Source organism: Halomonas sp. TG39a (assembly GCF_000744395.1).
GTDB lineage: Bacteria > Pseudomonadota > Gammaproteobacteria > Pseudomonadales > Halomonadaceae > Vreelandella > Vreelandella ventosae_B.
Genome location: NZ_JQLV01000001.1, coordinates 398,371 through 417,084 on the forward strand (window position 1 = coordinate 398,371; position 18,714 = coordinate 417,084).

The window sequence follows — 18,714 nt, forward strand, 5'->3', positions numbered from 1 at the left end:
GAGATAATCTCCGGGCCTTTTGCTTGGTGGGCCATTTGTTTGGTGTGCTACGGCATTGGCTGGTTTAGAAGATCGAGTTAGAAGATCGACTCAGCGGTGCCTGAACCCTCGGAACCACTGGCTTCTTCCAGCTCGCGGCTAATGCGGCGCTGCTGGTAATCCGGCAGATGATCCTGATGAAACAGCTCGGTAATCCCGCCAGACTGGCCGTCCGCTAAGCGTTGGCCGGTGTCCGGATCTACGCGCGCGGTGACCACCGTTTCAGGGCGTTCGGGCACGGCGCTTGGCGTACCTTCCAGGGCATCCCCCATAAACTCTACCCAAATGGGGAGCGCGGCCTGAGCACCATACTCAGAGATGGTTTCGTTGCTGTCCTTACCCACCCAGACTGTGGTCACCAGATCGCTATTAAAGCCCGCAAACCAGGCATCACGCTGACTGTTGGTGGTGCCGGTTTTGCCGACGATATCGTCACGGTTAAGGCTTAATGCACCGCGGCCAGTGCCCGAGGTGATAACGTCGCGCAGCATATCACGCAGGATATAAACAGCCGCCGGGTCGACTACCCGTTTGGCGATCGGGTATTCGCGGCCATCAATTTCCACCGTCTCCTGGTCTTCGGCACAGCTGGGGCATGCCACCTGTGGTGTAGCTTCATCGATCACTTCATTGTCATCGTCACGGGTTACCCGCTCAATAAACCAAGGCGACACCTGGAAGCCGCCATTGGCGAGTACTGCATAGGCGTTAGTCATCTCCATCGGCGTTAAGCTCGCACTACCTAGCGCTAATGATAAGCCGCGCGGGAGTTGGGTAGGAGAGAAGCCGAAACCTTCCAAGAAGTTAATCGTGTAATCCAGCCCCATGGTTTGCAACACACGGATAGTGACCAGGTTACGCGAACGGGCGAGGGCCGGACGTAAGCGCATAGGGCCTTGGAAATCGCGGCTAGAGTTGACCGGCCGCCACAACGAATTGCTGCCGTCGTCGAGTACCACGGGCGAATCGTTAACCACGCTGGCGGCGTTCATCTCTCCCTCTGCCAGAGCTGCTAAGTAAATAAACGGTTTGAAGATTGAGCCCGATTGACGTCGTGCCTGTACCGCGCGGTTGAACTTACTGGCGTTAAAATCAAAACCGCCCTGAAGTGCCAGAATAGCGCCGGTTTGCGGGTCTTGAGCGACCAACGAGCCTTCAGCGTCTGGCTGTTGAGAGAGGCGCAGCGAGCCATCTTCATTCTCAATGACGCGTACCAGGTCGCCGCGTACAGCAATCTCTTCCGCCGAACTGGGCTCGGCGCCACGGCTACGCGGGCTCAGGTAAGGGCGTGCCCAGCTCAAGCCGTCCCAGCCAACCGTCTGTAGGCCATCGTCGCGGGTCAGTACCTGCATTTCACGGCCACTGCTCTCTACCACAATGGCGGGCTGAAGCAGGCCATAGTTGGGCGTGCGCTCAAGCACCTGAACCCAGTTGCTCACGTCGCCATCGATGCCTTCGACTTCCGTCTGGCTGCGCTGGGCGGCTTGGCGGGCGGTCTGGCGAATCTCGGGCGACTCGGAAAGCTCCTCTTCTAGGCCTTGGGTCGCGGTTTGCTCCTGGGCTTCGAGAAGGCTGGCGGCAATATCACTCTGCTCTGGCCCGCGCCAGCCATGGCGCAGATCGTAGGCAGCCAACCCATTGGCCAGCGCTTGGCGGGCAAAGGGCTGCAGCTCGCTATCGATGGTGGTGTAAACGCGATAGCCGCCGGTGTAAGCCTCATCGCCAAAGCGCTCCACCGCATACTGACGGGCCATTTCAGAGACATAGGCGGCATCGACTTCTGCTTGCGTGTAGTGACGACGGGCGGTGACGGGTTCCTGAACGGCAGCTTGATAGGTGGCGTCATCGATATGCCCCAGCTCGCGCATGCGGAATAGGATCCAGTTACGACGAATCAACGAACGCTCGGAGTTAGCCAGCGGATTAAAGGCAGACGGTGCCTTGGGTAAGCCGGCAATCATGGCTGTTTGCGCCAGGCTAAGCTCGGCGAGTGGTTTGTCGTAGTAGGTTTCGGCGGCGGCAGCGATACCGTAGGCGCGATTACCCAGGAAAATCTTGTTCACGTAAAGCTCGAAGATTTCCTCTTTATTGAGTATCTGCTCCATTTGCAGCGCCAGCAGGATTTCACGAATTTTACGCGTAAACGTCTGATCCAGCGTCAGCATATAGTTACGCGCGACCTGCATGGTGATTGTCGAGCCGCCGGATTGAATATCGCCACTCATCGTCAGTTGAAGCATGGCCCGCGCCAAACCACGCGGATCGACGCCGGCGTGGTCGAAGTAGCTGGCATCTTCAGCGGCGGTCAAGGCGTCGATCATATCCTGTGGAATTTCGTCAAAGTTGATCGCCATGCGGCGCTCTTCACCGAATTCGCCAATCAATTTGCCGTCTTGAGTAAAAATTCGCAGCGGGGTGCTTAGTTCGAAATTCTGCAGTTGGCGAACGTCGGGCAATCCTGGGGCAAAGTAAATGGCGGCGCCAATCACGGCTAAGGCGGTGGCGCCCACCAACGACACAATGAGGAAAAACAGCGACACAATAAGGGTTCGAAGAAACGTCATGTACGAAAAACACCCTGGGAAGAATAAAAAAGATCGGCATCTAAGCGGCCGTATCATGCAATTGGCAGCCATTATAGGAACCTGAGGCGGCGGCCACCAGTGTTGATATGCGCTAAGTTGGTTCGCGTGTGACTAAATTAAAAATAATGTAACCTCAAACCATATGTAACAAACGGGCGACAAGCAGGTGGAGCCAAACCCCAATATGCGCTTTCTAAAATCTGCTAAAGGGTTGATCGGCGTCGATATTACCTCGGCGACCGTCAAGCTGCTTGAGCTTAAACAGTGCCACGATAATTACCAAGTAGAAAGCTATGCCGTACGTCCCCTGCGCGAAGGAGCGGTCGTGGAACGGCGTATCCGCGATATTGATGACGTCGCCAGTGTGCTTAGCCGTGCAGTGGAGCACGCCAAGCCCTCTACCCGTAAAGCGGCGGTGGCCGTTCCCGCCAGTGCCGCGATTACCAAAACGCTGAGCTTCCCCATCGGGTTAAGTGAAGAGGAGATCGAAGAACATATCGTGGCCGAATCAGACCGCCATATTCCGTTTCCGTTCAATGAAGTGGCGTTTGATTTTGAGTGCCTGGGCCCGGCGCCCTTTGACGATGAGCAGCAGCAGGTAGCGCTGGTTGCCTGTCGGCAGCAGGATGTGACCCAGCTCACCGACACGCTGGAGCGGGCTGGCTTAGAGCCCGCGGTGGTAGACGTGGAAACCTTTGCTATGGAGCGTTCGCTCGCCGAGCTGCGTCGCCAGCTAAAGGTGGAGAATGATCCCACCGCCTGCATTGGGTTGGTGGATATTGGCGCTAATATGAATGCCTTTCACGTCGTCCGTGGTGGGCATATCGTCTATACCCGCGACACGGCGTTTGGCGGCCGTCAACTCACCGATGCCATTCGTGACCGCTACGACCTGAGCATGGAAGAAGCCGGCTTCGCCAAAAAGCGTGGCGGGCTGCCCGGTGATTACCATGAGCGGGTGCTCAACCCGTTTCTGGAAACCGTGGTGCAGCAGGTGGGGCGCTCCTTGCAGCTCTATTACACCGCCGGGCGTCAGCAAGAGGTAAAGCACATTGTGCTGGCGGGCGGGTCAAGCGTGATTCCAGGGCTTGCCGAGCGCATTGCTGAAGATAGTGGTATGTCGGTGACTGTTGCTAACCCTTTTCAGCGCATGCAGGTCAATAAGCGCTTAAACCTTCAGGCATTGAGCAACCATGCTCCGGCAATGCTCACCGCGGGTGGCTTGGCCATGAGGGTGAGTCAATGAGAGCTAGTTGGTGAGAGTTAGTTAGTGAGGCTTAGTTAGTAAGAATTAGTTAGTGAGAATTAGCCGATGAGCATGAACATTAACCTGCTGCCCTGGCGGGAAGTCCAGCGTGAAAGGCGAACCCGCAAATTTTATGTGATTGTGGCGGCTATGCTGGCGCTGGGCGTGGTGCTTGGCCTGCTGATCTCTCAGCTCTACCAGTTTAAATTAGCGGCCCAGCAGCAGCGTAATGCTTACATCAGCGGCCATATTGAGCGTCTTAATGCCGATATCGCCAGCGTTTCACGTTACGCCAGCGATGCCGAGCGGTTAGGCGAGCAGATCGCCGTCTTCCAAACGTTGCAGTCAGAACGAGCGGATGCCGTACAGCTATTTAACGACGTGGCGGAGAGCGTGGCTAATGGCGTTATTTATCAACGCTTAGCGAAAAATGGTGGCAGCGTGAGCGTCACCGCGGTGGCGGGCAGCGATCGCCAGGTTTCCGAACAGCTGCGCCGAATTGCTGCGCTGCCGGGTTTAGGCGTGCCCTCGCTCTCGGCGGTCGAAAGTGAGCCAAACGGCTCAGGCCGTGTGTTTCGTTTTGATGTGGAACAGACCGCTGCAGCGCTTCCGCAAGGCGTTGAGGAGGCGCTTCCATGACGCTTAACCGCGAACAGTGGGCGATTGAGTGGCAGCGCCTGCGCGCTGTTGACTGGCGGGATCTAGACGTTAAAGAGGCCGGTAGCTGGCCATGGCTATTAAAGGTGTTGAGTTGCTGTCTGGCGCTGCTGGCCGCACTGAGTGTCATGATGTGGTTAGTGGTGAGCGAGCAGCGCGAAGCTTTGATGGCCGCCCAGCGCCAAGAAGTCAGGTTGCTGAGCGAATACCGCAGTAAAGCCTCGCAAGCGGCCTTTCTGCCGGAAATGCGCGAGCAGTTGGTGACCCTGGAAGGTCAGCTGGGGCGTTTGCGCACCATGCTGCCCACCGAGGCGGAAATTCCCTCGCTACTCGATAGCATTTTCGATGCCGCCGTTGATAATCATCTGACCATTGAAACGATTCGACTGCGGCCAACACAAACCCAGGCCCATTATGCCGAGCAGCCGCTGGATATACAGGTGCGCGGCGGCTATCACCAATTGGCGCATTTTAGTGCCGATATTGCCGCGCTGCCGCGTATGGTGACCCAGCACGATTTTACCTTGGCGCCCGTTGATGGTCGTGGCGACACGCTGCGCCTTTCGTTACTCGCGCGCACCTACCGCTATGTGGAGGAGGATGACCCGTCCTCCAGCGAGGGGGCGGACGCGCCATGAGAGCTAAATCGACGGCACTGCTGGCGGTAAGGGTAACGCCTATTATCACGCTGGCGGCCTCAGTGGCGCTACTGACAGGCTGTGCGGACGCCGACCTAGCGCAGCTTGATGGCACGCTGGCCGATATTCGTCAGTCCCCAGGCGGGCAGCCGCCGGTTGTGGCTATCGCGCTGCCCGAAAGCCAGAATTTGGCCTATTTATATAGCGACGGACGTAGCCCTTTTTTGCCCCCCGACGCGATTGCTCAGGGCGGCGCTGATCGAGGCGAGGGCGCCCTTGCGCCTGATCCGCAGCGCGCCCCAGAGCCGCTGGAGCGCTTCTCGCTGCAAGAGCTGCGATTGGTCGGTACCATGCGTATGGGGGAGCGGCAGGTAGCATTGATTGCCTCGCCGGATGGCAATGTGACCAGCGCCAAAGAGGGCAACTATATGGGCGCCGACTATGGGCGTATCGCCGAGATCAGGGCACAAGAAATACGTGTTACCGAGCGAGTGTTCACCCAGCAGGACGGTTGGCAGGAGCGGCAGGTGTCGCTGGTCATTAACGAAAACAACCAGTAAGCGGAAATAGCTCATGGCAGTTACAGCTTGGCGAATGACTCTTTTTATGGCCATGGCCGCACTATGTTTCGCACTATGTTTACTGTTGCCTTCACTGGCGGCTGCCGCGGTGCTGACAGATATTGACGTCCTGCCCGCCGAGAACGCTGGAGCCTACCTTGACCTGCATTTCACCGGCGACGTGCCCGCGCTGCGGAGTTATCGCCTGGACTCTCCGCCGCGAGTGACGCTGGATTTGGCAGAGACCCAAAGTGGGCTCGATAACCGGCGCATTAACGTTAATCGTCTTGGCATTGCGCAGATTACCGCCTTGGAGGGCAATGGCCGTACTCGCCTGGTGGTCAATCTCAGCGAGCCTCAGGCGTTCACGTCTAGCGTGCTGGATGATCGTCTACGTATTACCTTTACTTCAGATGCCAGCCGCTCGCTTAGCTCATCGCCTGGCATCGCTTCAGCGGGGCTTGAAACCGACGAAGGGCCGCAGATTGAGAATATTGATTTTCGCCGCGGCGCAGACGGCGCCGGTCGGTTGCTAGTCACCTTTGATCGCGAAGGGGTCGAAGCCAACGTGCGGGAAGGGGCCCCCGACCAGGTGCTGGTGAGCCTGAGCGATGTGGCCATTCCTGACGCGCTTAACCAGGTCTACGATGTCACCGACTTTGCGACCCCCATCACGCGGATTACGCCCCGCGCCAGCCAAGGCGACACCCAGTTAGCGATCGCCATCCAGGGCGCTTATGCGATGATCTCCTCGCACAGTGGCCGTACGCTGACGGTGGAAGTGCAGCCCGCCAGCCAACAGTCACAACCCTCTGAAGCGACAGGTGAACGCTTCAACGGCGAGCGTTTGAGTCTTAACTTTCAGGATATCGAAGTGCGTTCGGTGCTGGCCACGCTGGCCGAATTTACCGGGCTAAACTTAGTTGCCAGCGATAGCGTAACGGGGCGCGTGACGCTCAACTTAAATGATGTTCCCTGGGATCAGGCGTTGGCACTGATTCTGCAAAGCCAGCAGTTATCGAGCCGTGAGCAGGGCAATGTGATTGTCGTGGCGCCCGCCAGTGAGCTGGCTGACTTTGAACGCCAGGAGCTAGAGGCGCGCAACCAGCGTGAAACACTCTCGCCGCTGGTCACCGAGTTTATCGAGATCAAGTATTCCCGGGCCGAAGATTTAGCCCAGTTGCTGCGCGGTGGTGATGAGGATGGCTTTGGACTTCTCACCGAGCGTGGTCGTGTCAGCGTTGATAAGCGCACCAATACGTTGCTGGTGCAGGATGCCGCCGAACAGGTGCGCGATATTGTGCGTATCATTGATCGTTTGGATGTCGCCGTCCGCCAAGTACAAATAGAAGCCCGCATTGTGATCGCTCGAGACACCGCTTCCCGTGAACTGGGCATTAACTGGGGTGTGTCGAGCACCCGCGGCTTTCAAGAGGGGGTTGACGGCACCTTCAGTCGACGCGATATCAATCCTAATGGTATCAACCGCGCGCAGGGCGGCTTAGCTGTAGATTTGGGGGAGGCCACCGGGCCAGGCACCGGCTTTAGCTTTGGCTATTTATCCGGCGATATTTTGCTGGATTTAGAGCTGCGCGCGCTAGAGAGTGAAGGTAAAAGCCAGACCATTTCACAGCCCAGAATTATTACCGCTAATCAGCGCACCGCGCGCATTAGCCAGGGTGAAGAGCGCGCCTTCCAGAGCGTGGATGGCAACGATAATCCGGATACCGAGTTCAAAGAAGCCGAACTCTCGCTGGAAGTCACTCCGCAAATCACGCCGGATAACCGCATTATTATGGATCTGGTGATCAAAAATGACAGTTTCCGAGAATCGGAATTTGGCGGCGAGCCGCCGATTGATACCAACCAGATTGAGACCCAAGTGCTGGTAGATAACGGCCAAACGGTAGTGTTAGGTGGTATTTTGACCACCGAAGAGCTGCGCCAAATCGCCAAAACACCGCTTTTGGGTGATATTCCTTTGTTCGGTAGACTGTTTCGCTATACCGAAGAGAGCAATGAGAAGGTAGAGTTGTTAGTCTTTATTACTCCACGACTCCTAGACGATGGCTTAACGGTTCGCTGATGCAGGATTTACCCAATTTATTTCTCATAGGCCCCATGGGGGCTGGCAAAAGCACCATTGGTCGCCTACTGGCGGCCGAGCTTGCGCGTCCGTTTTACGACAGTGACCACGCCATCCAAGACCGCTGCGGGGCTGATATCCCGTGGATTTTCGATGTGGAGGGCGAACAGGGCTTTCGACTGCGGGAAATTCATATGATCGATGAGTTAACCCAGCTCTCTCCGGTGGTGGTCGCCACTGGCGGCGGCGCGGTGCTGCGCGAAGAGAATCGCCGTGCCCTGCGCGAGCGGGGCACGGTGGTCTACTTGTTGACCACTGTCGACCAGCAGCTCAAACGGACGGCGAAAGATCGTAACCGGCCGCTACTGCAGTGCGCTAACCGCGAGCAGGTGCTCAACGACATGTTCGCCCAGCGCGATCCACTCTATCGAGCCACCTCGGATATTGCCGTGCGCACCGACCGCCGCAGCCCCAGGGCGGTGGTCAATGAAATCCTGCGCCGGGTCCATCGGCTGGTAGACCCGCTTGAATCCCCATCATCGTCGGCTGGAACGTTTAATCATAAGGTATCCCCATGACCTCGACCGCTAGCGCGCAACGCACGCTTAACGTTGCCCTAGAAGAGCGCAGCTACCCGATTCATATTGCTACCGGCCTGATGGGCCGTGCCGATATGTTGACCCCCTACCTGGCCGGACAGCAGGTGATGGTGGTGACCAACGAGACGATCGCGCCTCTCTACCTGGAAATGCTATGCACCAGCCTGCCGGATCACTTGGATGTTCGCACCGTGGTGCTCCCCGATGGCGAGCAATACAAAACGATTGATCAGGTCAGCCGCATTTGGGATGCGCTGCTGGAGGCCGGTTTTAACCGCCGCTGCACCCTGATCGCCTTGGGCGGCGGGGTGATTGGCGATATGGTCGGCTACGCCGCCGCCTCTTATCAGCGTGGCGTGGCCTTTATCCAGGTGCCCACCACGCTGCTTTCCCAGGTGGATTCCTCCGTGGGCGGTAAAACCGGCGTTAACCATCCGCTGGGTAAAAACATGATCGGCGCTTTCTGGCAGCCCAAAGCCGTGCTGGTGGATATCGACACCCTTAAGAGCCTGCCCCGCCGTGAGCTCGCAGCGGGGATGGCCGAGGTGATCAAGTACGGCTTGATTCGTGATGAAGCGTTTTTAAGCTGGTTAGAAGCCAATATGGCCGCGCTGCTGGATGTGGTGCCGGAGATTGTCGCCGACGCCATAGCGCGCAGTTGCCAAATCAAAGCGGACATTGTCGCCGAAGATGAAACCGAGCAGGGCGTCCGGGCGTTGCTTAATCTGGGCCACACTTTTGGCCACGCCATTGAGGCCCACCAGGGCTACGGCAATTGGCTACACGGCGAAGCCGTGGGCGCGGGCATGGCCATGGCGGCAACGCTGTCTCATCGCTTAGGCTGGATTGACGATGCGGCCCTGGCACGCAGCCTGGCGGTGATCGAGAGCGCCGAACTGCCGTTAGCGGCCCCGGCGAATATGACCAGCGATGACTTTTTAGCCCGTATGCGGCTGGATAAGAAAAATATCGACACCCGCCTGCGCCTGGTGCTGCTTAACGCCCTAGGCGATGCCTGCGTCAGCGATGCTACGCCCGTAGACGTTCTCCGCACGCTGCTTGATGACTATCCGCGCCGCTGAGCAACGACAGTCGCAAGCTCATTAAAGCGCGTTCTAGTTAAGAGAGAGGCCCAGCCCTCATTAGCCGCCGTGTAAAACCAGGCGCGTTAATGAGGGCAGTTTTGCATGCGCGCAGCGTTATTTTTCAGCCAAGTAGTAGAACAGTGTTTCTATATAATCCGCATGCCTTATGCGCTATCGGCATGGGTGCGTGAGCCCTATTTAGACTAAAGTTTAATGGAAAATAAAAAGCGTTAAAATAGCGTTTTGTATGATTACAAGTGTTTGAAGTATATGTATTTTTTCCTTGAATGAGAATGCAAATACCGGATTTGAAAAGAGTTTCTCTAACGTTGTAGGTGCCAAGAGATTGCGCAAAGTGGTTACCAATCGCTATGCTGACCGGCCATTTTGTTGCGGCAGCGAACGTGGGAAACACCCCATTCTGGGCAGGTTATAAGCACCATAAAAAAAGCGAAACCGTCCTTTATACCATAAGCACGCTGCTAAAAAAATACGCTGACTAGTAGAGGCACGCCCATGAATAGAGGTCTTCACCAGCCTGGCGAGTTTCGCGATAACTGTGGTTTTGGCCTGATTGCCCATATGGAAGGCCAGGCTAGCCACGACTTGCTGAAAACTGCCATTGAATCCCTGACCTGCATGACCCACCGGGGCGGTATCGCTGCCGACGGAAAGACCGGCGACGGCTGTGGTTTGCTACTTAAAATGCCCACGCCTTTTATGCAGGAACTGGCCAAAGAGGCGTTTGATACTGAGCTTGGCGAACGCTTTGCCGTGGGTGTCGTTTTTCTACCCAACGATGACGCCCGTGAAGCGCATGCCCGCGATACCCTAACCCGCGAGCTGGAAGCACGCGGGCTCAACGTGCTGGGCTGGCGCGATGTGCCCACAGACCCGAGCGTTTGTGGACCCATGGCGCTGGATTGCCTGCCGCGCATTCGCCAGCTGTTTGTGCAGCCAGGCCAGGGCGAGCACTTCGATGTTGACCTCTTTATGGCCCGCCGCCGTGCCGAACAGGCACTGCGCGACGAAGCGGACTTCTACGTCGCTTCCCTGTCGTCAGAAGTGGTCTCCTATAAAGGCTTGGTGATGCCGGAAGATCTACCGGCGTTCTATCAGGACTTGAACGACCCGCGTCTGGAAACTGCTATCTGTGTTTTCCACCAGCGCTTCTCGACCAATACCGCACCGCGCTGGCCATTGGCGCAGCCATTCCGCCTGCTGGCACACAACGGTGAGATCAACACCATTGAAGCCAACCGCGGTTGGGCGAACTCGCGTAAGGCGAATTTCGTCAATGAGCGGCTGCCGGATATCGCCGAACTGGACGAGATCGTCAATACCACCGGCTCTGACTCCTCAAGCATGGATAACATGCTGGAAGTGCTGCTCACCGGCGGGATGGAGCTGCACCGTGCGGTGCGCATGATGGTGCCGCCTGCCTGGCAGAACGTCGAAACCATGGACGCCGAGCTGCGTGCCTTCTACGAATACAACTCCATGCATATGGAGCCGTGGGACGGCCCGGCGGGCGTAGTGATGACCGACGGCCGCCAAGCGGTGTGTATGCTCGACCGAAACGGACTACGCCCGGCGCGCTGGGTGATTACCAAAAACGGCTATATCACCCTGGCCTCGGAAACGGGCACCTACGGCTACAAGCCTGAAGATGTCGTCGCCAAAGGCCGCGTTGGGCCTGGGCAGATGCTGGCGGTTGATACCCAAACTGGCGAAGTGCTTCACACCACCGATATTGATGAACGGCTAAAATCTGCCTACCCCTACAAGCGTTGGCTAAAGCAGGAAGCCAGCTATTTGGAGTCGGCGCTAACCGAGCTGGCGCGTTTCCAAACCATGGATGCCGATGCGCTCAATGTTCAGCAGAAGCTGTTCCAGGTCAGTTTTGAAGAGCGCGATCAGGTGCTGCGCCCGCTAGCGGAGAGCGGCCAGGAAGCCGTTGGCTCAATGGGCGACGATACCCCCATGGCGGTGCTGTCGAGCCGTCCGCGCCTGTTGACGGACTTCTTCCGTCAGAAGTTTGCCCAGGTCACCAATCCGCCCATTGACCCGCTGCGCGAAGCGATCGTCATGTCGCTGGAAACTTGCTGTGGCGCTGAGCTGAACGTCTTTAAAGCCACGCCTGAGCATGCGCACCGCTTGATTTTGACCACGCCGGTGCTGTCGCCGCGTAAATTTACTGCGCTGGTCAGCCAGGACGACCCGGCCTTCGCCAGCTATACGCTGTCGCTGGGCTACGACCCGGAGCAGCAGAGCCTGCACCAAGCGCTTAAAGCGCTGTGTAAAGAAGCCGAAGCCCAAGTGCGCGCCGGTAAAGTGATCCTGGTGCTCACCGATGCCGAGCTGGCGAAAGGCCTAATTCCGATTCAGGCTGCCTTGGCGGTGGGTGCCGTGCACTCTCACTTAGGTCGTTTGGCGCTGCGCCCCAATGCCAATATTGTGGTGGAAACCGGCTACGCCCGGGACGCCCACCAAATGGCGGTTCTGTTTGGGGTAGGTGCTACGGCGGTGTATCCGTGGCTTGCCTACCAGGTAATGGCGGATATGCACCGTACAGGCGAATTGACCGGTAACCCGGCGGATGGCCGCGAGAACTATCGCAAAGGTCTGCAAAAAGGTTTGTTCAAGATCCTGTCAAAAATGGGTATCTCGACGCTGGCTTCTTACCGTGGCTCGATGCTGTTTGAAGCCGTGGGGCTGGCGGATGAAGTTATGGATATGTGCTTTGTCGGCATGGCATCGCGCATCCAAGGCACCGGCTTCGCCGAGCTGCAGATGCAGCAGGCGCTGCTGGCCAAAGATGCCTGGATTCCCCGCAAAGGAATCTCCCAAGGCGGCATGTTCAAATACGTTCACGGCCACGAGTACCACGCCTATAACCCCGATGTGGTGATGTCGCTTCAGGCCGCGGTTCAAGAGGGCAGCTACACCAAGTGGAAGAAGTTCGCCCAGTTGGTGAACGAGCGCCCGGTAGCCACCATCCGCGATTTGCTCAAGCTCAAACCGGTTGAAACGCCGTTGCCACTTGACGAGGTCGAGCCGGTTGAAGCGCTGCTGCCACGCTTTGACAGTGCGGGCATGTCGCTTGGTGCGCTGTCGCCAGAAGCCCACGAAGCGTTGGCCCAGGCCATGAACGAAGCGGGCGGTCGCTCCAATTCAGGGGAAGGCGGCGAAGACCCGGCACGCTACGGCACGGTGCGTAGCTCGAAGATCAAGCAAATCGCCTCCGGTCGTTTTGGCGTGACGCCACATTACCTGGTCAATGCGGAAGTGCTGCAGATCAAAGTCGCCCAGGGCGCCAAGCCCGGCGAAGGTGGTCAGCTGCCCGGCGGTAAAGTGAACGAACTGATTGCCCGGCTGCGCTATGCGGTGCCCGGCGTGACGCTGATTTCACCGCCGCCCCACCACGATATCTACTCTATCGAGGACTTGGCTCAGCTGATTTTTGACCTTAAGCAGGTTAACCCTGAAGCCCAGGTGTCGGTGAAGCTGGTTTCTGAGCCGGGTATCGGCACTATCGCGACCGGCGTTGCCAAAGCCTACGCCGACCTGATTACCGTCTCCGGTTACGACGGTGGCACGGCGGCGAGTCCGTTGACCTCCATCAAGCACGCCGGTTCGCCCTGGGAGCTGGGGCTACCGGAAGTACACCAGGCGCTACGTATCAATGGCCTGCGTGACAAGATTCGCCTGCAGACCGACGGCGGCCTGAAAACCGGCTTAGACGTTGTTAAAGCAGCGATTCTGGGTGCTGAAAGTTTCGGTTTTGGTACCGCGCCGATGGTAGCGCTGGGCTGTAAGTACCTGCGCATCTGTCACCTCAACAACTGCGCCACCGGTGTGGCCACCCAGGATGATTTCCTGCGCGGCGAGCACTTCCGCGGCACCGTGGATATGGTCAAAAACTACTTCCGCTTTATCGCTGAAGAAGTGCGCGAGCTGATGGCAGCGCTGGGTGTGCGCAAGCTGACCGATCTAATTGGACGTACTGACCTGCTGGAAGTGTTGGAAGGTAATACGCCTTCTCAGCGTAAGCTCGACTTAACGCCGCTGCTGGCCAATGATTTTGTACCTAAAGACGCGCCGCAGTTCTGCAAGGTCAGCCGTAACGTACCTCACGATCCGGGGGCCAAAAATCAGGAAGTGCTGGCGGCCTTGAAAGACGCTATCGAAAACCAGTCAGGCGGTGAGTTTGATTTCACCATCACCAACTGTGACCGCAGCGTGGCCGCGTTAACGTCCGGCGCCATCGCCAAGCGCTATGGCGAAGAGGGTCTGGAAGCTGCGCCGATCACCGCCCGCTTTACCGGGGTGGCGGGGCAGAGCTTCGGGGTGTGGAACGCCCGTGGCCTGAACCTCTACCTGGAAGGTGACGCCAACGACTATGTCGGCAAGGGCATGAACGGCGGCAGTATCGTGATTGTGCCACCTAAAGTCAGCCAGTTTGAGAGCCATAAAACCGCCATTATCGGCAACACCTGCCTGTACGGTGCCACCGGCGGTACGCTGTTTGCGGCCGGTACCGCAGGCGAGCGTTTTGCCGTGCGTAACTCCGGTGCTTCAGCGGTAATTGAAGGCGCGGGGGACCACTGCTGCGAATATATGACCGGCGGCTTGGTCTGCGTACTTGGCGAAACCGGCGTGAACTTCGGCGCGGGGATGACCGGTGGGTTTGCCTATGTGTTGGATGAAGAACGCACCTTCGTGGACAAGTACAACCACGAGCTGGTCGAGATTCACCGCGTTAACACAGAGGCCATGGAGGCGTATCGTCGTCACCTGCGTGAAATGATCGAAGCCTATGTGGCTGCAACGGGTTCGGCGCGTGGGGCGGCTATTTTGGAAGACTTCAGCGACTATGCGCGCCACTTCTGGCTGGTGAAGCCAAAAGCGGCAAGCTTAGGTAGTTTGCTGGATCAGTCTCGGCGTCAGCCGCAATAACCCGCTTATGCCCCTCACGCTGACAGGAGAGAGATCATGGCTAACCGTTTAAATAACGATTTTCAGTTTGTTGATGTGGGTCGTAAAGACCCGGAAAAGAAAGACGCCCGCGCCCGTGCCAAAGAGTTTGCGGAAATTTACGAACCGTACAAACCCACCGATGCGGCCAGTCAAGCGCACCGCTGCCTGCACTGCGGTAACCCCTACTGCGAGTGGAAGTGCCCGGTACACAATTACATTCCTAACTGGCTACAGCTGGTGGTGGAAGGCAATATTATTGAAGCCGCTGAGCTCTCCCACAAAACCAACTCGCTGCCTGAAGTGTGTGGCCGCGTGTGCCCGCAGGATCGCCTGTGCGAAGGCGACTGCACGCTAAATGACGGCTTTGGTGCGGTGACCATCGGTTCGGTGGAGAAGTACATCACCGATACCGCGTTTGCCATGGGCTGGCGTCCAGATATGTCACACGTCACCTGGACAGATAAAAAAGTCGCCATCATTGGCGCAGGCCCTGCGGGCTTGGGCTGTGCGGATATCCTGGCCCGTAACGGCGTTAAGCCGGTGGTATTCGATAAGTACCCGGAAATTGGCGGCCTGCTGACCTTTGGTATTCCTGAGTTCAAGCTGGAAAAAAGCGTGATGGAACGCCGCCGGGCAGTCTTTGAGGAGATGGGGGTCGAGTTCCGTCTTAACACCGAAATCGGCTCCGATATCGAATTTGAGACCTTGATGCAGGAGTACGACGCGGTCTTCCTGGGCATGGGTACCTATAAGTACATGGAAGGCGGCTTCCCCGGTGAAGATCTGCCGGGCGTGTACAAAGCCCTCGACTTCCTGATTGCCAACGTCAATCGCTGCTTAGGCTTCGAGAAGGATCCCAACGACTATATCTCCATGGAAGGAAAGCGCGTGGTGGTGCTGGGCGGCGGCGATACGGCGATGGACTGTAACCGTACCTCTATCCGTCAAAATGCGGCCAGCGTGACCTGTGCGTATCGTCGTGACGAGGGCAACATGCCGGGGTCGCGCCGTGAGGTCTCCAATGCCCGTGAAGAGGGCGTTGAGTTTCTGTTCAACCGTCAGCCGGTGGCGGTCGTCGGTGAAGAGAAGGTCGAAGGCGTGAAGGTTGTGCGCACCCGCTTGGGCGAGCCGGACGAAAACGGCCGTCAGCGTCCTGAAGTAGTGCCCGGCTCTGAAGAGATCATTGCGGCGGACGCCGTGGTCATCGCCTTCGGTTTCCAGGCAAGCCCTGCGCCGTGGTTCGATAGCGCCAACATTCAGGTCGACGAACGCGACCGGGTGACCGCGCCAGAGCACGGCCAGTACGCCTTCCAAACCAGCAACGAAAAAATCTTTGCCGGTGGCGATATGGTGCGCGGCTCTGACTTGGTGGTCACGGCGATTTACGAAGGCCGCCAAGCTGCAGAAGGTATTCTGGATTACCTAGGCGTATAGAACGTGTCTGATGCATAGAGCAGCTCCAGGGATAGGTCGTAGCGAGGGTCTTTCGCCAGGGATGGCGAAAGTAGCGCCCAGGGAAGGGTTCACAGCGCCCTCGCGTAGACCTATCGCTGGGGCGGTTTAATGACTGCTCAGTTCAAATTGAGCCTTAGGTCGTAATCTGCTAGTCTGTCGACCCATCCTGGCGTGGCTTTCTGCCGTGCCTTCTGATCACGTTTCGACAGGTTATCCATGACACGATATATCTTCGTGACCGGCGGCGTTGTGTCCTCTCTTGGCAAGGGCATCGCCTCCGCCTCGCTTGCGGCGATTTTAGAGGCCCGCGGCCTTAAGGTCACCATGCTCAAGCTCGACCCGTACATCAACGTGGATCCGGGCACCATGAGCCCCTTCCAGCACGGTGAGGTGTTCGTCACAGAAGATGGCGCCGAAACCGACCTTGATCTCGGGCATTACGAGCGCTTTATTCGCACCAAAATGACCCAGCGCAATAACTTTACGACCGGCCGTGTTTACGAGCACGTACTGCGTAAAGAGCGCCGTGGCGACTACCTTGGTGGCACCGTTCAGGTCATTCCGCACATCACCGACGAGATTAAAGAGCGCGTTTACGCTGGCGGTGAAGGGTTTGATGTGGCGCTGGTAGAGATCGGCGGCACGGTGGGTGACATCGAATCGCTGCCTTTCCTGGAGTCGATCCGCCAAATCCGTAGTGAGCAGGGGGCCAACCGCGCGCTGTTCATGCACCTGACACTGGTGCCCTACATCAAAACGGCGGGTGAGACCAAAACCAAGCCCACCCAGCACAGCGTTAAAGAGCTGCGTTCTATCGGTATCCAACCGGATATTCTGATTTGCCGGAGCGAAGTGGAGCTGGAAGAGAGCGAGCGTCGCAAAATCGCCCTGTTCACCAACGTTGAAGAGCGTGCGGTGGTGCCATTGCAGGATGCCGATACCATCTATCGTATTCCGTTGATGCTTCACGAACACGGCCTCGACGAGATCGTTTGCGATAAGCTACGTTTGGAAGCGCCTGAAGCCGATCTCTCTGAATGGGTGAAGGTGCTGGATGCCAAGCTCAATCCGCTCAAGTCGGTCAGCATCGCCATGGTGGGTAAATACATGGAGCTGCTGGATGCCTACAAGTCGCTCAACGAAGCGCTGATTCACGCCGGTATCCAGGGCCGCATTAAGGTCAACGTTGACTATATTGACTCCGAAGATATCGAACGTCACGGTACTGAGCGCCTGGCAGGTAAAGATGCCATTCTGGTGCCCGGCGGCTTTGGTGAACGCGGCGTAGAAGGCAAGATCATGACCGCTCAGTTCGCCCGCGAAAACAAGGTGCCGTATCTAGGCATCTGCCTGGGTATGCAAGTGGCGGTGATTGAGTTTGCTCGTAACGTGGCGGGGTGGAACGACGCCAACTCTACCGAGTTTACCCATGATACCCAGCATCCGGTGGTGGGGTTGATCACCGAGTGGCTGAACCCGGAAGGCAAAATCGAGCTGCGCGATGCGGCGTCTGACCTGGGTGGCACCATGCGCTTAGGTGGTCAGGTATGCCATTTGGCATCGGGTTCTAAGGCGCGCGAAGCCTATGGCTCAGAAGAGATTGTTGAGCGCCATCGTCATCGCTTCGAAGTCAATAACCAGTTTATTGATGAGCTTGAAAAGGCGGGACTGGTAATCTCAGGTAAGAGCGTTGATCAGTCGCTGGTGGAAATGATCGAGCTGGCGGATCACCCTTGGTATGTGGCCTGTCAGTTCCACCCGGAATTCACGTCTACACCGCGTGATGGCCACCCGCTATTCTCGGGCTTTGTTAACGCCGCATTGGAGCATAAAACAGCGCGCAGTCGCGCCCATGCGAATTCTCAGGAATAAGAGGGCAAAAGCATGGCTTCTCAAGACCGTTCTCAAGAGCAGTCTCAAGATGGATCACAAGAGCGTCATATTAACGTTGCCGGCTTAACCGCCGGTAACTCCTTGCCGCTGATGTTATTGGGCGGCATGAACGTGCTGGAGTCTGCCGAGCTTGCCGACGAAGTCGCCCAAGCCTACGTTACGGTGACCCAAAAGCTGGGTATGCCCTACGTGTTCAAGGCCAGCTTCGATAAAGCCAACCGCAGCTCAATCAACTCCTACCGCGGCCCGGGTATCGAGAAAGGGCTGCAGATTCTGGCGGATATCAAAGCCCGCCACAATGTACCCATTATTACCGATGTGCATGAGCCCTGGCAGGCCGAAGCGGCCGCTGAAGTTGCCGACATTATCCAACTGCCGGCCTTTTTGGCCCGCCAAACCGATTTGGTGGTCGCCATGGCCAAAACCGGTGCGGTCATCAATATCAAAAAGCCGCAGTTTTTGGCCCCCCATGAAATGCGCCATATCCTCAGCAAGTTCCAGGAAGCGGGTAACGACCAGCTGATGCTTTGCGAGCGAGGCTCAAGCTTTGGTTACAACAATCTAATTGTTGATATGCTGGGATTTGGTGATATGAAGCAAACTGGCTATCCAGTGGTTTTCGATGTCACCCATGCGCTGCAGCGTCCCGGTGGGCGTGCGGACAGTGCTGATGGGCGTCGTGCCCAGGTAGCTGAACTGGCGCGGGCAGGGGTAGCTGTTGGCCTTGCCGGGCTGTTTTTAGAGGCTCACCCTGACCCTGATAACGCTAAGTGCGATGGCCCCTGTGCGCTACCACTGGATCAGCTAGAGCCGTTCTTAACCCAGCTTGCCCAGTTGGATGCGCTGGTTAAAGGATTTGAGCCGCTAACGATTCGCTAAGCAGGGCGTTAT

Annotated in this window: 12 protein-coding genes; 11 read left to right on the top strand and 1 reads right to left on the bottom strand. The window is 57.3% G+C overall.

Annotation, left to right across the window (positions count from 1 at the left end; all coding sequences use genetic code 11):
• Nucleotides 1-77: 77 nt before the first annotated feature.
• Nucleotides 78-2,603 carry a penicillin-binding protein 1A gene (locus tag U738_RS01865; RefSeq protein WP_035576760.1) on the bottom strand — a complete coding sequence of 842 codons (2,526 nt, stop codon included), beginning with the start codon at nt 2,601-2,603 and terminating at the stop codon, nt 78-80.
• A gap of 205 nt (nt 2,604-2,808) precedes the next feature.
• Between U738_RS01865 and pilM the strand changes: the two genes are divergently transcribed.
• The 11 genes from pilM to kdsA all read left to right on the top strand — a co-directional run bounded on the left by pilM (nt 2,809) and on the right by kdsA (nt 18,702).
• Nucleotides 2,809-3,870 carry a type IV pilus assembly protein PilM gene (gene pilM, locus U738_RS01870; RefSeq protein ID WP_035576763.1) on the top strand — a complete coding sequence of 354 codons (1,062 nt, stop codon included), beginning with the start codon at nt 2,809-2,811 and terminating at the stop codon, nt 3,868-3,870.
• A 66-nt stretch (nt 3,871-3,936) separates the two neighbouring features.
• Nucleotides 3,937-4,509, top strand: coding sequence for a PilN domain-containing protein (locus U738_RS01875; protein ID WP_035576765.1), 573 nt, complete (start codon nt 3,937-3,939; stop codon nt 4,507-4,509).
• Nucleotides 4,506-5,165 (top strand): type 4a pilus biogenesis protein PilO, encoded by a 660-nt coding sequence (locus U738_RS01880; RefSeq protein WP_035576767.1) that lies wholly within the window; start codon nt 4,506-4,508, stop codon nt 5,163-5,165. Before U738_RS01875 ends, U738_RS01880 begins: the two co-directional genes overlap by 4 nt.
• Nucleotides 5,162-5,725: a pilus assembly protein PilP gene (locus U738_RS01885; RefSeq protein WP_035576768.1), complete on the top strand. Its 564-nt coding sequence runs from the start codon at nt 5,162-5,164 to the stop codon at nt 5,723-5,725. The genes U738_RS01880 and U738_RS01885 overlap by 4 nt, the downstream gene beginning before the upstream one ends.
• 13 nt (nt 5,726-5,738) lie before the next feature.
• A complete protein-coding gene (pilQ, locus tag U738_RS01890; protein WP_035576770.1) occupies nt 5,739-7,811 on the top strand; it encodes a type IV pilus secretin PilQ in 2,073 nt (690 codons plus the stop codon).
• Complete coding sequence (gene aroK, locus U738_RS01895) at nt 7,811-8,389, top strand: shikimate kinase AroK (RefSeq protein WP_035576771.1); 579 nt, start codon at nt 7,811-7,813, stop codon at nt 8,387-8,389. Before pilQ ends, aroK begins: the two co-directional genes overlap by 1 nt.
• On the top strand, nt 8,386-9,492 hold the full coding sequence (gene aroB, locus U738_RS01900; RefSeq protein WP_035576772.1) for a 3-dehydroquinate synthase: 1,107 nt from the start codon (nt 8,386-8,388) through the stop codon (nt 9,490-9,492). The genes aroK and aroB overlap by 4 nt, the downstream gene beginning before the upstream one ends.
• Nucleotides 9,493-10,011: 519 nt before the next feature.
• Nucleotides 10,012-14,454: a glutamate synthase large subunit gene (gene gltB, locus U738_RS01905; RefSeq protein ID WP_035576773.1), complete on the top strand. Its 4,443-nt coding sequence runs from the start codon at nt 10,012-10,014 to the stop codon at nt 14,452-14,454.
• A gap of 36 nt (nt 14,455-14,490) precedes the next feature.
• Nucleotides 14,491-15,909, top strand: coding sequence for an FAD-dependent oxidoreductase (locus U738_RS01910; protein WP_035576774.1), 1,419 nt, complete (start codon nt 14,491-14,493; stop codon nt 15,907-15,909).
• A 237-nt stretch (nt 15,910-16,146) separates the two neighbouring features.
• Entirely contained in the window at nt 16,147-17,802 is a 1,656-nt protein-coding gene (locus tag U738_RS01915; RefSeq protein WP_035576775.1) for a CTP synthase, read from the top strand.
• Between the two features lie 12 nt (nt 17,803-17,814).
• Nucleotides 17,815-18,702 carry a 3-deoxy-8-phosphooctulonate synthase gene (gene kdsA / locus U738_RS01920; RefSeq protein ID WP_035576776.1) on the top strand — a complete coding sequence of 296 codons (888 nt, stop codon included), beginning with the start codon at nt 17,815-17,817 and terminating at the stop codon, nt 18,700-18,702.
• Nucleotides 18,703-18,714 lie beyond the last annotated feature (12 nt).

What these genes read in the sequence shown, in the direction of transcription:
- U738_RS01865 (WP_035576760.1), bottom strand. Translation starts at nt 2,603, where the DNA reads ATGACGTTTCTTCGAACCCTTATTGTGTCGCTGTTTTTCCTCATTGTG.
- pilM (WP_035576763.1), top strand. Translation starts at nt 2,809, where the DNA reads ATGCGCTTTCTAAAATCTGCTAAAGGGTTGATCGGCGTCGATATTACC.
- U738_RS01875 (WP_035576765.1), top strand. Translation starts at nt 3,937, where the DNA reads ATGAGCATGAACATTAACCTGCTGCCCTGGCGGGAAGTCCAGCGTGAA.
- U738_RS01880 (WP_035576767.1), top strand. Translation starts at nt 4,506, where the DNA reads ATGACGCTTAACCGCGAACAGTGGGCGATTGAGTGGCAGCGCCTGCGC.
- U738_RS01885 (WP_035576768.1), top strand. Translation starts at nt 5,162, where the DNA reads ATGAGAGCTAAATCGACGGCACTGCTGGCGGTAAGGGTAACGCCTATT.
- pilQ (WP_035576770.1), top strand. Translation starts at nt 5,739, where the DNA reads ATGGCAGTTACAGCTTGGCGAATGACTCTTTTTATGGCCATGGCCGCA.
- aroK (WP_035576771.1), top strand. Translation starts at nt 7,811, where the DNA reads ATGCAGGATTTACCCAATTTATTTCTCATAGGCCCCATGGGGGCTGGC.
- aroB (WP_035576772.1), top strand. Translation starts at nt 8,386, where the DNA reads ATGACCTCGACCGCTAGCGCGCAACGCACGCTTAACGTTGCCCTAGAA.
- gltB (WP_035576773.1), top strand. Translation starts at nt 10,012, where the DNA reads ATGAATAGAGGTCTTCACCAGCCTGGCGAGTTTCGCGATAACTGTGGT.
- U738_RS01910 (WP_035576774.1), top strand. Translation starts at nt 14,491, where the DNA reads ATGGCTAACCGTTTAAATAACGATTTTCAGTTTGTTGATGTGGGTCGT.
- U738_RS01915 (WP_035576775.1), top strand. Translation starts at nt 16,147, where the DNA reads ATGACACGATATATCTTCGTGACCGGCGGCGTTGTGTCCTCTCTTGGC.
- kdsA (WP_035576776.1), top strand. Translation starts at nt 17,815, where the DNA reads ATGGCTTCTCAAGACCGTTCTCAAGAGCAGTCTCAAGATGGATCACAA.